The following is a 14,032-nucleotide window of genomic DNA, read 5'->3' as shown; positions in this document are numbered from 1 at the left end:
GAAGCAGCAAAAAGCGCTCATTTGTTGCGCAAAAGGAGGGAGATGCTGGGTCACTGCCATGTTTTCATCATCGACCCCCGCCGTTGCACCCTACAAAACTGACCCATCGTCACATCGTGATTACTTCGCAGACCGCCGAGCGAAAGTGGATGAGTTTGTAGCGAGGCATTTCACTTGGCCCGGAACGCTTCATCTTCACCGAGCGGCGCTCGGCTTGGACGTTATTCGAGCTCCAATGAATGTGGTGTTGTCACCGGCATTTGTGCTGACACGCATCGGTTCATTCCTTTGTCGTCGTATTGGGTGGAATGACGGCGCGGACTTCTTGGCGTCACGACGCATTCTGCTGCGTACTAGCGTAGCTCGCAGGGTAGAGGCCTGCATAGTAACCGATCTGCTGCAGCTGCCTTTGGCCCGGGGGGCGGCACATGATCCTGATGCGCTGTCGCACGCCGTGCTTGCCGCGCCCCAATTCCGCGAGATGATACGCAAGCGCAAGGACACAGCGGATACTGAGGCCCTCGGCCATAGAATTGCATGCGCGATTTCTGAGTATGTGGGAACGCGCTCCGCCGTGGCCGAGATGACCACTGTAATCTGCACGCTTAGTATCGGTGCTCTGGTCTTTCAGGCAATAACGCCAGGTGCGCTGTCTATGGCACCAGGTGTTGCCGAAGCCATGGCTAGTTCCACAGCGATCGCGGAATTCCCGCTGGGCCAAACAATGGGCGGGATGTGGTACAGCCTTTTCCCGGCGGGGGCATCGCCTGAATTGATCACCGCTACGGTGGCCGGGCTTGTCATGACCGGGTCGGTTGTAGGCGCGTTTGCGGGTGTGCTGGCCGACCCTATACAGAGCCGCCTTGGTATCCACCGCAGACGCCTTTTGCGCCTGATCGGCACGCTCGAGGTGGAACTTGCCGGGGCAGGCTACCGACCCTTCGTCGCACATGAGCACTTCTACGCCCGGCTTCTGGACCTTTGGGATGCCGGAACGAGCGCATTTCGGTTCTTTCGGAACTGACACGCAGGCCCGCAGGAAAAGTTCATCTTAGTCGCAGCATCGGCCCACAGGAGACATTCGCAAGTTTGCGAATTCGACTTGTACGCTTTCCAGAAGCAGCCGCTCGTCGCCCGCGCAGAAGCTTTGTGTCTGGTCGGGCGGCTTATTGACTATGGCAAATTGTTTTGTCTCGGCGTCATCACTTAGGAGCCCTTTTTTGAAACCCACCAAGGATTGACGCATGACGTCCGTCTAACGAACGTGATGCGGATGAACACAAGCGAAACGGACCTAGCCCTCGCTGCTGCGGGCGGAGACGCTGCGGCATTTTCGGCATTGTTGTCGCTGTGCTATGACGGGTTGTTTCGGTTGTCGTTTCGGCTGACCGGGTCGCAACACGAAGCAGAGGATTTGACCCAGGATATCTGTGCCAGTCTGCCCGCCAAGCTCACGGCTTTTCGGGGCGACGCGCAATTCACGACTTGGCTATACCGCATCGCGGTGAATGCTGCCCATGATCGTCGCCGCCGGACGGCCAGTCTCATGAAGGCGGCTGAAGGTTGGGGAGATTGGGAGCAACACAGACAGGCGGCTATTGCAGAAGATGCCGCACTGGTCGGTTGGCTAACCACAGCCATGGCAAGCATGCCCGAGGACCTGCGCGATACGCTGGCGCTTGTGCTGGACGATATGACCCATCGAGAGGCCGCTGCGGTGCTCGGGGTCTCGGAAGGGACAATCAGCTGGAGGATTTCTGAAGCAAAAAAACATCTGCGCATCCTACGCAGAACGGAGGATCAGACATGACCGACGATCTGAAAGATCTGAAGCTGGCGTTGAAGGCGGCCACGCCTGACCCCGATCCTTCGACACGAGCGGCGCATCTTGCACTGGCTCGCAAAAGTTTTTCCGATCTCCAAGGATCCCGCGATGGCATGCGTCCTACTTCCAATCGCCCCAACCGGGGCTTTTGGACAGGAGCACTTTCAATGCTGAACACTTTCCCTTCCCGCACCGCCTTGACTGCAGCTACCGCAATCGTCGCCTTTGGGTTTGTGGTTTTGCATTATTCGGATCTGGGCAGGTCGAATTTTCCAAGCCGTGATACGCCTGCACAGCAGGATATCCAACAGGAAGAAGCCAGTTTTGCTGACCTGAGCCGGACACCGAGGCCGAAAAGCCGCGCAGAATCCCGTGAACTAGACGGTGCAGCACCATTGGGAACCAGCACCGCCAACTTTGGCCTCCGATCAGAGGAAAGAGCCACCGGCATCACCAGCAGACTTGTCGAGGGAGCAGTATCGGATTCTGATGCGGCTTCCCCAACTGGAATACGGAAATTGGCCGAACCGGTGGCTCCACCGCTCGCCTTGGATCGCGAGGAATTTGCCAATGCAGACCCCGGCCAACTGCTGATCACGTCGGAAACACCGGTTTCAACGTTCTCGATCGACGTCGACACGGCGTCCTACGCGGTCATCCGCAGCTCTTTGATGAGCGGCCACCTGCCCAGCCCTGATGCCGTGCGCATAGAAGAGATGATCAATTACTTCCGTTATGATTATCCCGCACCTGATGAGGCTCCGTTTCGACCGACAGTGTCTGTTGAAGCAACGCCCTGGAACCCAGATACCAACCTGGTTCACATCGGCATCCAGGGCGCGTTACCGGAAGTCGAGGACCGTGCGCCGCTGAACCTTGTGTTCCTGATCGATACATCCGGCTCGATGAAGCAACCCAATAAACTGCCGCTTCTCAAGCAATCATTTCGCCTGATGTTGGGTCAGTTGCGCCCTGGCGATCAGGTGTCGATTGTCACCTACGCGGGCAGCGCCGGTCAGGTTTTACCCCCCACAAACGCCTCGGACCGCAGCGTGATACTCAATGCGCTTGAACAGCTGGATGCAGGCGGATCTACGGCAGGCCAAGCTGGATTGCAGCAGGCCTATGCAACGGCCGCAGCAATGGCTGAGGACGGTGAAGTGTCCCGGGTGATCCTGGCAACGGATGGGGACTTCAATGTGGGCGTTTCAGATCCTGACGCGCTAAAGAGTTATATCGCCAACAAACGAGACAGTGGTACCTACCTGTCTGTTGTCGGGTTCGGGCGCGGAAACCTGCAAGATGCGACGATGCAGGCTTTGGCGCAGAACGGCAACGGGCAAGCGGCCTATATCGACACGCTGGCCGAGGCACAAAAGGTGCTGGTGGACCAATTAACCGGTGCTTTGTTCCCGATCGCCAATGACGTGAAGATCCAGGTTGAATTCAACCCGGCCCAAATCGCGGAATACCGGCTAATCGGCTATGAAACACGTGCCTTACGACGCGAGGATTTCAACAATGACGCCGTCGATGCAGGTGATATCGGTGCAGGCCACAGCGTCACTGCCCTCTACGAGATCACACCTGTCGGATCTCCAGCGCAGCTCAGCGCACCGTTGCGATACCAAGCTGAAGCAACGGGTCACGGCCGTGAAGAGTTGGGATTTCTGGCGCTGCGCTATAAAGCACCCGGCGCGGCGACCAGCCAGGTGATCGAAATGCCAATCACACCTGACATTGGACCCAGATCGGATGCCGGGTTCGCAACCGCGATAGCTGGCTTCGGGCAATTGCTTCGAGGAAGCGACTACCTGACCAATTGGACCTTCGATGACGCGATCGCGCTGGCCTCCCGGACAAAAGGAGAAGATCCTTTCGGCTATCGTGCCGAAGCAATCCAACTCATGCGACTGGCAGCCAGCCTTTCTGAAAACTGAACAACGGCATCAAAACTGCCGACAGCGGTTCAACGCCAAAGGTGATCTATTGCCAAGTCGGCCCTAACCGGACCTTGACTTGCCGTCGGCATTGCTGTGGTGCGGCCCGTCATTTCGGACTTTCGCTGCACGGGCGAAATCAGGCACAACCCGGATTCACACAATGCGCAACAATGCTGACTTTCGTTTTCTTCTGCCGATGGCTGCTTCTTGCTATGTTCGCCTGCCCAACATACCGTTTCAAGGCAATGGGAGGAATATGTGCCACATACTCAAAGTGAACTGGACGATCTGGCCAAGCGATACACAGAGGCCTGGAATTCAAAAATCCCCGAGAACGTTGCTGCCTTTCATGCGCCAACCAGCAGTATCGTTATCAATCGCGGCGAGCCCTCTGTTGGTCACGAGGGCCTTACAGCGATGGCAGCGGGCTTTCATGCAGACGTGCCGGATTTGCACCTGACCTGTGACGGCATTCGCGGCGCGGGGTCGCATGTCGTCTACATGTGGACCTTCACTGGACATCATGCGGAGACCGGCAACGCCTTGAATGTTAAGGGCTGCGAAGAGTGGGAACTGAACGACGATATGAAGGTCACATCCGCCTTAGGTTGGTTTGACGGTGAAGATTACGAACGCAAAGTTGTTGGATGATGTCCGGCGTGCTGTCAGGCAAGCGGGTCATCGTCTATGGCGTCGGTGCGATGGGTGCAATTATCACTCGCCTGCTTTTTGAAAAGGGCGTTGAAATCGTCGGTTCCATCGGGCGTAGCCCAACAAAAGTCGGCCGTGATCTTGGAGATGTCGCAGGGTTGGGAAAAACCCTAGGCGTCGAAGTCGAAAACGATCCCGACCGAGTTCTTTCGCGTGGTGCTGACGTCGCAGTTGTTTGTGTGAGCAGTTACCTTGATGCTATGCACGACCATTTTGCACGCTGCCTCAAACATGGCGTCAATGTCGTCACCATCGAAGAAGAAACTGTGTTCCCTTGGACAACAGCGCCAGAGCATGCACGGTCTCTGGATGCTTTGGCCAAGGAAAACGGCGTTACCCTTGCTGCCTCAGGGGCACAGGACGTGTTCTGGCTCAACCTTGTGACAACCCTCTTGGGCGCATCTCATCGGGTAGACAAGGTGGTTGGTCACTGCACCTGGAATGTCGACGACTACGGGCCAGAAGTCGCCAATCATCTTCATATCGGCCACGCGAAAGACGAGTTTGACCGGTTCGTGGCTACCTCCGGGTGGCCAGAGTTCGTTGCGCGCCAAACTCTTGAAGCCCTCGTGTCGCGTCTCGATCTGAGCGTGAAGTCCATTTCATCGGACGTCACACCGATCGCGAGGAGCGAAGCGATCTATTGCGGTAGCCTCGGTGTTGAAATCCCGCCTGGTTCAATGACCGGAACTGTTGATAGGACCGTTGTCACGACGCGCGAAGGCCCGCAGTTCGAATTCACTATGGAAGGTCGCGTGTATCGTGATGGTGAAACCGATAGCAACCATTGGCAGGTTTTTGGCGAACCGAACCTGCAACTGAGCAATAGTGAAGCGTCCTACCGTTTCACCACCTGCTCGACGCTGGTCAATCGCATCCCTGATGTTATTGGCGCGGCTCCCGGATTATGTTCTCTCGATAAGATGTGTACACCAAGTTATAAGCATCGGTGAGACCCCCAGACTTTGTCTTGAGTAATCGTTTCTCGTGGCTGGACTGAAAGCGCCTGTCTTTGGAAATTACACCCGCGCAAACAACCATCGCGGCCATTGGTGCATAGCGCAGTATTCGTCGCGAAGGGCGCAAGGCTGCCGTCGGAGGCGGTGCAGGAAAGCCCCCTGCCCCTCCGCTGACAGATCTCGAGGACGGCCCAAAGCGGTCACTCGACATGGGTGGCAGATGCTGTGGTCTCAGCTCGCATTGCAGACATTCACAGCGCAGACAAATTCGGCAGCGCATCAGCTGCCTGAGTTGGCAAAGGAACGTTATTCACACAAAACTCCAGTGTAAATCGGAACGTTCGCGGTCAGTTACAGTTACTGCGAAATCTGGCGCACCACTTTTCCACTCCGAACATAGTTCATGGTAAGGTGTATTGTAGAATGCCCTAAGAACAAAATTGAGGAACCTGTGTGGGGTCAACGCCCCAATCACTGGTATCCGACAGTTCCGGAACTGACCAACCGTGAAATGTGACGCCGGATGAACATAGTCTTTAAATGCAGCGAGATCGAAATCGAACCTTACCGGAGTTGTCACAATATCCTTCATTACGACCTCGGCAAAAAGTATATCGGTTTCATAGACTTCGGGATCATTTTGATATTCAAGCAGGTCAGGCGACGGATAAAAAGAGAGTACGTGCTTGACAAGTTCATCCTTCCGAAAGCGATACCGAAACTGGATCAATGCACCATCAATGAGCCGCATGTTGAACGCACGTTTTTCCCGAAGAACTTCATATGTCTCAGAGTATGGCCTGTTTCTAAGCGCGACAGATGCTTCTTCCAGCCCAGATATCGAAACCTCGTTGATAGCACCATCGTCTGAGGCGAAGGTTGTCTGCCTGGGGAAATTTGACTCCACGCACAGTCCAACCTCAATCATCTTTGAGGTCAAATCACGGATTTCTGACGCTACAGATTTTATGTCTGCCATCACTGCTTGCCTAGCAGGTCACGAAGAGCCTGGAGGTCCCCTTCCGGTAAGTCGTCCAGTTGAACATCTCCCGCCGCAAGTTGCTGAACCAGCGAGGACATGGTTTGCTTGGCCGATTTCACCTTTTGCTTTTCTTCTGCGGACATATCCCGATTGACGACACGAAGTCGCGCCCTGAGTTCCTCATTCGGATAGACAAAGTCTAGACAATAGTCGCTCTTTGCAATTGCTTGATATTCCCTTGTGAGTGCCTCCATATTTGCGCCGTGCCCAACGACGCGTACCCAAGCCTTACTTCGGGTCATCGCAGTAAATAGCCTATTCCTGACCTTCCCGATTTCGCCAAACGAACTGTAGCAATCTTGAGCATTGATGACGTAGACCATCCCAGCTTCGTTACCCTTTGCTCGGAAGATTCCAGTGAATGCGACGGAACCTTCATCGGGCTTGAAAAAGACATCTCCTGATGTGTCCACGCCCGCGAGATGCGAAGGGATTCCTTTGTCGAATAGGATCTTTCTGATCGGTCCAACCTGTTTAGCGGTGCTTACAGGATCAGGGTTGATAACGATAATATCCTCTGGGCGAAGCTCGTCCTTTGTCAGGTTTTTGATAATTTGATCTGCGATCCATTGAGCCTGTTCATTCGCGTTGTTGAGGTGGCCAAAGACAATCAAGTCATCGACCTCACCAGGGTTCTCTAGGAAGTCTGGGCTTGCCAGCTTCGTTCGACCCAACCTCACCCTATGGTCGTCTGCAAGTTGACCATCAAGGACCTCATAGCCCACATCTGTCCAAAGCTCTGCTCGATCAAACATTTGGGTTAGACCGGTACCCAGCTTCTTGTCTGGTTCACGATATATGCCAAACCCTAGTGCATGTGCCGATGCCAATACTGGACGCGAATTGCGATAGCACTTGTCCAAGATGATATCTTGGCTGGCTACTGAACCATCAAACGTCACAAGGGGCTTACCTTGGGCATCGACACCAAAGATCTCTTCAGGTGCGGGGAGACTTGCGTCGGTCAATGATTGCAGCTCGTCATATGCGTATACCAATCGTTTTTCAGCGGTCAGCGAATGGTAACACAACTGCAAGAAAGATGGATCAAAGTCCTGTGCCTCATCGATTAGGATGGCGTCGTACATCGGCGTAATTGTCTTCACCTCAGACATTGCTGACGAAGTTACACCAGAGAACGCATTCCCGTAGCCATACTTGTTCTTGGCCTGCTGGAAGTCGTAGTAGGTGGCTCCGTTTTCAACACAGAACTGGTAGTATACTCCTGTGCGACTTGCTCCCCCTGGGGCACCCCATGCATTGATGACCTTGATGTTATCGTTGGGTTGCTCACCCGTTTGCTCGACGACAAAAGTCTCAATCAATCGGAGGAACTGTTCTTTTAGCGACCTAGTATTGAAGGTTACCGCGATCTTCCAATCAGGGTTTTGCGAATGAAGGTAGGCAGCCTTTAGCGCCAGAACGATAGTCTTTCCCGATCCCGCAAGCCCCCGTATGCGTTGGACGCCCTCGACAGTCTCAATAACTGCCTTGCTCTGCCGTGCATCAAGATTTGCTATCGAGTCCTCCAGAGCTTGAAGAGCCGCGCCATGCGAGTCCGGTCGTACATTGGTTCGACGACGCCGGTTCCTGCGAATTGTGGAGATTGATTGAATGACGGATAGAACTGACTCGTACAACTGCGGATCAGCCCATTCAAAGGATTTGATCGCATCGACAATATCTGAGTCATTTACCAGCCTATGAAGATCATCATCCTCGTCAGGTTCAAGCAGAGGTGCATAAGTGAGCGTCTCAGGTATGGCCAACAGCTTCCGACCTTTGCGCAACGCTTTGTGCTGCATGAATTTTGCATCCAGCAGGCTGGCAATATCGTCCTGCAATTCGCCGTAGCCCTCGGCATCCTTGCCTTCAACAAGATTGATCGCAATCACTCCATGATCCCTAGAGATCAACAGTGCATCGATGGATACAGATTCATCAGAAGACGACAGCACCGGATATCCAACGTATAGGACACCTTCTAGATCGGAGAAGCTGTCTTCAAAAATCTCCACAAGCCTGTCGGTCGAAACAGGTTTTCTCGCTGACCCCCTGATGATTTCCATACGATCTTCTTTCGATTTCTTACGTTTTCAGCACCTCAGTAACAACAATCCTCCGTTCCTGAAACCGCGAACAAGACTTTGATCATCGAAGTCAACATTCTTTGTAACTTCATCTTCTCCAATCTTTCCGAAATGGCATCTGGGAAGAGGCCTAATACGCTTCCCAAAGGGGAAGAACCATGCGAGAACATTGTCATTTGATGGAGAGTTTCCATGGGTGCAAATTCAAAGATCGAGTGGACTACCCACACCTTTAACCCGTGGTGGGGTTGCACAAAAGTCTCTGAGGCCTGCAAACACTGCTACGCAGAGACTTGGGCAAAGCGCGTCGGACAGGACGTCTGGGGGCCGAAGCCTCAGCGGCGCGTCATGAGTGAAAACCACTGGAAACAGCCACTCAAATGGAACCGCGAGTCAGAGGGGCTAGACGAGCGACCACGCGTGTTCTGCGCTTCGATGGCCGATGTCTTTGAAGACCGTGATGAACTGCTTCCACATCGCTTACGCCTCTTTGAGATGATTGAGCAAACCCCACACCTTGATTGGTTACTTCTCACAAAGCGCCCTCAGAACGTCGTCAGGATGACGAGTTGGACAGGCGAATGGCCCAGTAACGTTTGGCTTGGCACTACCGTCGAGATGCAGCACCGTGCTGAAGAGCTACTGCCGTTTCTTGAGGCAATTCCAGCTAAGGTACGTTTTATCTCGGCCGAGCCTTTACTCGGCCCGCTCTCGATCGAGCCTTGGCTCGGCACTACGATCGATTGGGTGATCACTGGCGGTGAGAGCGGCCCGAAAGCGCGACCGGCTTCACCCGAGTGGTTCCGTTCTCTTCACGCACAGTGCATGGAAAATGAAGTTGCCTTCCACTTTAAGCAGTGGGGCGATTGGGCTCCAGGACAGGGAGAGAACCTTCCAGCGCGTCGAATGAAGCGCGCACAAGATGGTACCGAGATGTTCCGCGTAGGCAAAAAGGCCGCCGGCCGAACATTGGATGGCCATCAATATGATGGCTTGCCGAGAGTGCGGCGGTCTGTCTAACTACTTTTGGTAGAGTCAAAAGGATTCAGTTTGCCTAATTTGTATGACGGGCGCGAACAAAGCCGCGCAAAGCATGATATCCTACAGAGATATTTGGAGCCATTTTCCAATAAGATACTATCGAAATGGAAAAGCATCGATTTCATAGATGGTTTCTCCGGCCCATGGAAAAACTCTGACACAGAGAACTTGTCGGACACTTCAATTGGGATATCCCTTCGCACCCTCTCGAATGTCGCTGAGGCGCGTGGACATTCGCCGCGTTCTCCCCAAATCAGATGCATCTTTAATGAGAAAGACTCCAAGACCTACGCTCGTCTTGAGAATTACATCAAGCGGTCTCGCGACGCGTTTCCCTTAATCGAGGTTACGACGTTTCAGGGAGAATTCTCCGAGAATGCGGCTGCGATCCGAAAAGCCGCTAACAATACATATCAACTGCTATTTGTTGATCCTACGGGCTACACAGGTTTCCCTCCAGCCGCTCTAAAGTTGTTTGGCAATAGATCCAGCGAAATCATTGTAAACTTCATGCGCTCGTTTATGGAGCGGTTTGTTTCAGGCGATCATGCGGACAAAGAAGCGGCTCTTGTAGGGCTCGTAGGAGCAAAACGAGCTCAGTATCTGTTAGATACGGGAGCTGACATCGAAGACGTAGAAGCAGAATACCTGAAGATGTTGCGCGGCGATTTGGGCTATCGTTTTGCTGGCTTCTCACCGATTCACAACCCAGACAAGGAGCAAATCCACTTTAACTTAGCATTTGCGACAAACCATCCAATGGGCATGGAGACTATGCGGACAGCCGAGTTCAAGTCCCTTTCAGACTACGATCGCGCACGGTTTAACAAGAAACAGCCGCCTGAAGATGACCTATTTGGATGCACAGGTGAACAGCTCTATGTCAGGGGACCTTACCTAAGAACACGTGAAAGTCATTTGCAGCGCGCAGCAGACGAGGTACTCGCGCTGCTAGCAGAGAATCCAGGTGGACTGAAATTTGATCTACTATCTGCTCTCGCACAACAGGGCCTCTACCTGCGGCGAACTGACCGCGAGCGCCTTTCTGGTCAGACTTTGCGGGTTTGCTGCGGTGCAGGAAAGATCTTGGCCAGTTTCCGGAGGTTTTGGGCGGTGGCGGCGAGGAGGAATTCGTCATTTGCGCCGCACGGGCCACGTAATCGCAATCGCCCCAGCCCGAGAATACGCTTGAGGTGGGCGAAGAGCATCTCGACTTTCTTTCTGAGCTTCATCGCGATCTCGTATTCTTCGGTCTTGGCCAAATCCCTGGCGACCTGACGCGCATCTTCGTGCTCTTCACGAGTGATCGATCTAGCGTCGGCGTTGGGGCAGCATTTGGCTTTCGAGGGGCAAGCCTGGCAGACATCTTTCAAGGCGCGATAGCGAGCTGTGCCTTTGCCGGTCGGCCCCCGGTTTGGATCAGAGTAATTCCGGCGGAACTGTTTAAGCGCGTGACCCTCTGGGCAGATATATTGGTCATTCTCAGCGTCCCATTCGAAATCTGTGCGTGTCCAGGTGCCGTCGGGGCGTCCGGCCTTGTCGATTACCGGGATGTAAGGATCGATTTCGCGATCTACGAGCCAGCCGAGCATCGGGCCAGAGCCGTAGGCGGTATCGGCGATCATCCAGTCTGGGATCAGGCCGAACTTGTCTTTCACCCGTGTCAGCATGGTCTCCGTCGATCCTACCTCAGCTTGCCGGATCGAACGAGTGCCTTCGACGTCCAAGATAACACCATGATCCGTGTCGATGAGGTAATTGTCGGAATAGCTGAAGAAAGCAGGCCCTTTGCGAGCCGCAGTCCACTGACTGGCCGGATCGGAATGCGAGGTGAACTTGGGTTGGACATCGCTGGCAGCGCCAAATGCAGCCTCGTCCAGCGTATCGAGATACTCACGAACTGCGCGGGGCGTGTCGGCGGGATTGATGGTCGACGCATCCCAGTCTTCCTTCGGCGTCGAGTTCTGCTTGTTGGCATCCGCCTCGATCAGGCTGGCATCGACCGCCATGCGCTGGCCGCTGACCAGACCTTCCGCGATGCAGCGGGCAACGGTCGTCTCAAACAGATGACGCAGCAGTTCACTCTCGCGGAACCGTCCATGTCGGTTCTTCGAGAATGTTGAATGATCCGGGATGCGGTCATTCAGGTCGAGGCGGCAAAACCAGCGGTATGCCAGATTCAAATGCACCTCCTCACACAGCCGTCGCTCGGAGCGGATACCAAAGCAATAGCCCACCAGAAGCATCCGGATCAGCAGCTCCGGGTCGACCGATGGACGCCCGGTGTGACTGTAGAAGTCAGCCAAATGGGCGCGAATGCTGTTCAGATCGACAAACCTGTCAATCGATCGCAATAGGTGATCTTGCGGGACATGATCTTCCAGCGAGAACTCATAGAACAGCGCAGCTTGCGCCTCTTGCTTCGGTCCCAGCATCCTCAATCCTCCCGCTCGATACGGGAATTGAATCAGCAGTCCACCTGTCGATCAAGCAGGAGTTTTTCAACAAAATACGCCCATCTTCCGATCGATATGCATTACCAACGCGCTCAATCCGCTAGGAAATCTGACCAATTTCGCCTGCTGTGAACGATACGAAGGACATCAACTACAGTCTCGTCAGATTGGAAGATGATTAGGTGCTTCTTGTAAGGATGAATCCGTACCGCAGGTGTGAACTCCACTCGCAATCTGGCCAAATCAGGGAACTCCGCGATCAACTCAAGCGAGGCACCCAATCCGGTCAGATAAGCCTTCGCTTGGGCCACAGACCAGGCTTCTACTGTATGGGCCCAAATTTCATCCAGATCGGCCTCAGCTCTAGGACGCAGTTCAACCTTGCGGATCAATTGTCGCGTTCAGCAATCTTGCGTTCGACGAAGCCCGACATGTCGAACGGTCGAGGTCCACCGCTATTAGTCCCATCTTCGATCAAACCCTGAAGTTCCATTATCGCCGTTTCCCGCTCCTGATCTTTGCGGATCAGGTCACGGACATAGTCACTGACATTGCTGTAGCGGCCGTCTTTTGTACGGGATTCGACCCAGGATTTCATCGGGTCTGGTAGGGATACGTTCATTGTTGCCATGTGGGTAATCTGGTGGTTTTGGCAAAGATTGTCAATCGCCGAACGCGGAGCTCTTCCCACATCGTTATCTGCAATATCTGGTCTCCTGCCCCGCCGTATTCAGACCTCGTGCAACAGATAGTGAGCGAGATCGACTGGTTTTGGCCGGATATAGTTATGGATCTTCCTCCAGGGCGTCGCGCAGAACAGCTGTAGTGCAATTCCACCCGCCCTACCCGGCTTTGTGTCGCCCCAGCAGCGCTGTTGGCTTCATCTCCCCTTCCTCAATTTTGCTGATCAATGATGTGAAGTACGCTCTGTGGCTTCGAATTTCCTCTGCGCGTTGCAAGATGTACCCGAGAATAATGAAGCGCATCGCTGGGCCGTGTTCAGCTTTCATTGAATACCAAGTCTCTCCAAGCAGCAAATGGTCAGCTAGCTGGTCCATCAGTCGATCACAGTGTGCCTGATCTCGTGCAAACCGCAATTCGGTGCACAGCCGAGGGAATGCATGCTCCATTTGGTCTTGGGTCACCTGAATCTGAGAAATTTCTCTCTTTTTACACTTCTGATTCAATGAATGCTCTTTATGCCCCTCAATTTCCCTGTCGCCATCCCTCAATTTGATGGGCTCATGGATTTCTGATGGATGGATTTCCACAGACGCAAGTGCATTGATATCGTCCAGCAGGCCCTGGAGCGCATCTTGTTTTGGCTGACGGCGTAAGATGCGGCGGGCACGATCCAGTAGATCCTGAATACCCTCTGTGACGGTCTCCTGCAGGCGTCCGATTGCAAGTGTGCATTGATCTCGCAACAGTTGGAGTGCCTCCTGTGAACGGTGGTATCTGGTTGCCAATGCTGTGAACTCAGCGTGACGGGTGGCGAGCGGTAATAGTGAGAGGCCGCTGACCAGTGTTACCTGCCCTGCCCTGTTTCTTCGGACCCAGCGTTTGCCATTGGCTGCTGCGAAGCGCTGGATCACGCCAATACTCACCAGTCTTGCCACATGGCGCTCAACGGTTTGGACACTAACATGAGCGCGCTCGGCTATTGCGGCGTTGCTGGCATAAACGATGTGGTGATCATCCGCTATCTCACTGACTCGATCAGCGGACATGAAGCTGAGCATGGCCCGCAAAATCGAGATGCTTGTCGCTCTCAGCCCAAGTGGTTCTCTGGCTTCCTCAATTGCGCGGAGTTGAAACCACTTGGGCGCAATACTTCCGTGCCCGGCGGTTGGCCCGGCTGCTCCATTTGGAGCGAAATTTTTCACTGTCTTCATGGATTTTTGCCAGCAGACCAAGAAATCTCGTTCGCCCAAAGACGTTTTTTGTTGTGAAGTGATTCGTGGG

12 protein-coding genes and 1 pseudogene are annotated in these 14,032 nt (G+C 53.9%); 7 read left to right on the top strand and 6 right to left on the bottom strand.

Features of this window, described 5'->3' with window-relative positions:
- Positions 1-58 precede the first annotated feature (58 nt).
- The 5 genes from AB1E33_RS20325 to AB1E33_RS20305 all read left to right on the top strand — a co-directional run bounded on the left by AB1E33_RS20325 (position 59) and on the right by AB1E33_RS20305 (position 5,432).
- On the top strand, positions 59-1,024 hold the full coding sequence (locus AB1E33_RS20325; RefSeq protein WP_372579083.1) for a DUF6635 family protein: 966 nt from the start codon (positions 59-61) through the stop codon (positions 1,022-1,024).
- A 249-nt stretch (positions 1,025-1,273) separates the two neighbouring features.
- Entirely contained in the window at positions 1,274-1,810 is a 537-nt protein-coding gene (locus tag AB1E33_RS20320; protein ID WP_372579082.1) for an RNA polymerase sigma factor, read from the top strand.
- Entirely contained in the window at positions 1,807-3,765 is a 1,959-nt protein-coding gene (locus tag AB1E33_RS20315; protein ID WP_372579081.1) for a vWA domain-containing protein, read from the top strand. Before AB1E33_RS20320 ends, AB1E33_RS20315 begins: the two co-directional genes overlap by 4 nt.
- Before the next feature lie 261 nt (positions 3,766-4,026).
- Complete coding sequence (locus AB1E33_RS20310) at positions 4,027-4,419, top strand: nuclear transport factor 2 family protein (RefSeq protein WP_372579080.1); 393 nt, start codon at positions 4,027-4,029, stop codon at positions 4,417-4,419.
- On the top strand, positions 4,419-5,432 hold the full coding sequence (locus AB1E33_RS20305) for an NAD(P)H-dependent amine dehydrogenase family protein (RefSeq protein ID WP_372579079.1): 1,014 nt from the start codon (positions 4,419-4,421) through the stop codon (positions 5,430-5,432). The genes AB1E33_RS20310 and AB1E33_RS20305 overlap by 1 nt, the downstream gene beginning before the upstream one ends.
- Positions 5,433-5,748: 316 nt before the next feature.
- On the opposite strand, the gene AB1E33_RS20300 is transcribed toward AB1E33_RS20305, so the two are convergent.
- Positions 5,749-6,417, bottom strand: coding sequence for a DUF2290 domain-containing protein (locus AB1E33_RS20300; RefSeq protein ID WP_372579078.1), 669 nt, complete (start codon positions 6,415-6,417; stop codon positions 5,749-5,751).
- Complete coding sequence (locus tag AB1E33_RS20295) at positions 6,417-8,549, bottom strand: DEAD/DEAH box helicase (protein WP_372579077.1); 2,133 nt, start codon at positions 8,547-8,549, stop codon at positions 6,417-6,419. The genes AB1E33_RS20300 and AB1E33_RS20295 overlap by 1 nt, the downstream gene beginning before the upstream one ends.
- Before the next feature lie 213 nt (positions 8,550-8,762).
- Here AB1E33_RS20295 and AB1E33_RS20290 point away from each other — a divergent pair, with 213 nt between their 5' ends.
- A complete protein-coding gene (locus AB1E33_RS20290; RefSeq protein ID WP_372579076.1) occupies positions 8,763-9,590 on the top strand; it encodes a DUF5131 family protein in 828 nt (275 codons plus the stop codon).
- 6 nt (positions 9,591-9,596) lie between these two features.
- Positions 9,597-10,385, top strand: a pseudogene (gene tcmP / locus AB1E33_RS20285) (three-Cys-motif partner protein TcmP); the annotation flags it as partial.
- Positions 10,386-10,660: 275 nt separating this feature from the next.
- Here the strand turns inward: tcmP and AB1E33_RS20280 are convergent.
- From AB1E33_RS20280 to AB1E33_RS20265, 4 genes are all read right to left on the bottom strand, one after another.
- Positions 10,661-12,046: a transposase gene (locus AB1E33_RS20280; RefSeq protein WP_372579075.1), complete on the bottom strand. Its 1,386-nt coding sequence runs from the start codon at positions 12,044-12,046 to the stop codon at positions 10,661-10,663.
- Positions 12,047-12,159: 113 nt separating this feature from the next.
- A complete protein-coding gene (locus AB1E33_RS20275; protein ID WP_372579074.1) occupies positions 12,160-12,459 on the bottom strand; it encodes a type II toxin-antitoxin system RelE/ParE family toxin in 300 nt (99 codons plus the stop codon).
- Positions 12,456-12,698 carry a type II toxin-antitoxin system ParD family antitoxin gene (locus tag AB1E33_RS20270; protein ID WP_372579073.1) on the bottom strand — a complete coding sequence of 81 codons (243 nt, stop codon included), beginning with the start codon at positions 12,696-12,698 and terminating at the stop codon, positions 12,456-12,458. The genes AB1E33_RS20275 and AB1E33_RS20270 overlap by 4 nt, the downstream gene beginning before the upstream one ends.
- Positions 12,699-12,909: 211 nt before the next feature.
- Positions 12,910-13,962, bottom strand: a complete 1,053-nt coding sequence (locus AB1E33_RS20265; protein ID WP_372579072.1) for a helix-turn-helix domain-containing protein — start codon at positions 13,960-13,962, stop codon at positions 12,910-12,912.
- Positions 13,963-14,032: the final 70 nt, after the last annotated feature.

The sequence above is a fragment of the Ruegeria hyattellae genome, assembly GCF_041537925.1.
GTDB lineage: Bacteria > Pseudomonadota > Alphaproteobacteria > Rhodobacterales > Rhodobacteraceae > Ruegeria_C.
This window is presented reverse-complemented; position numbering and strand designations above follow the sequence as displayed.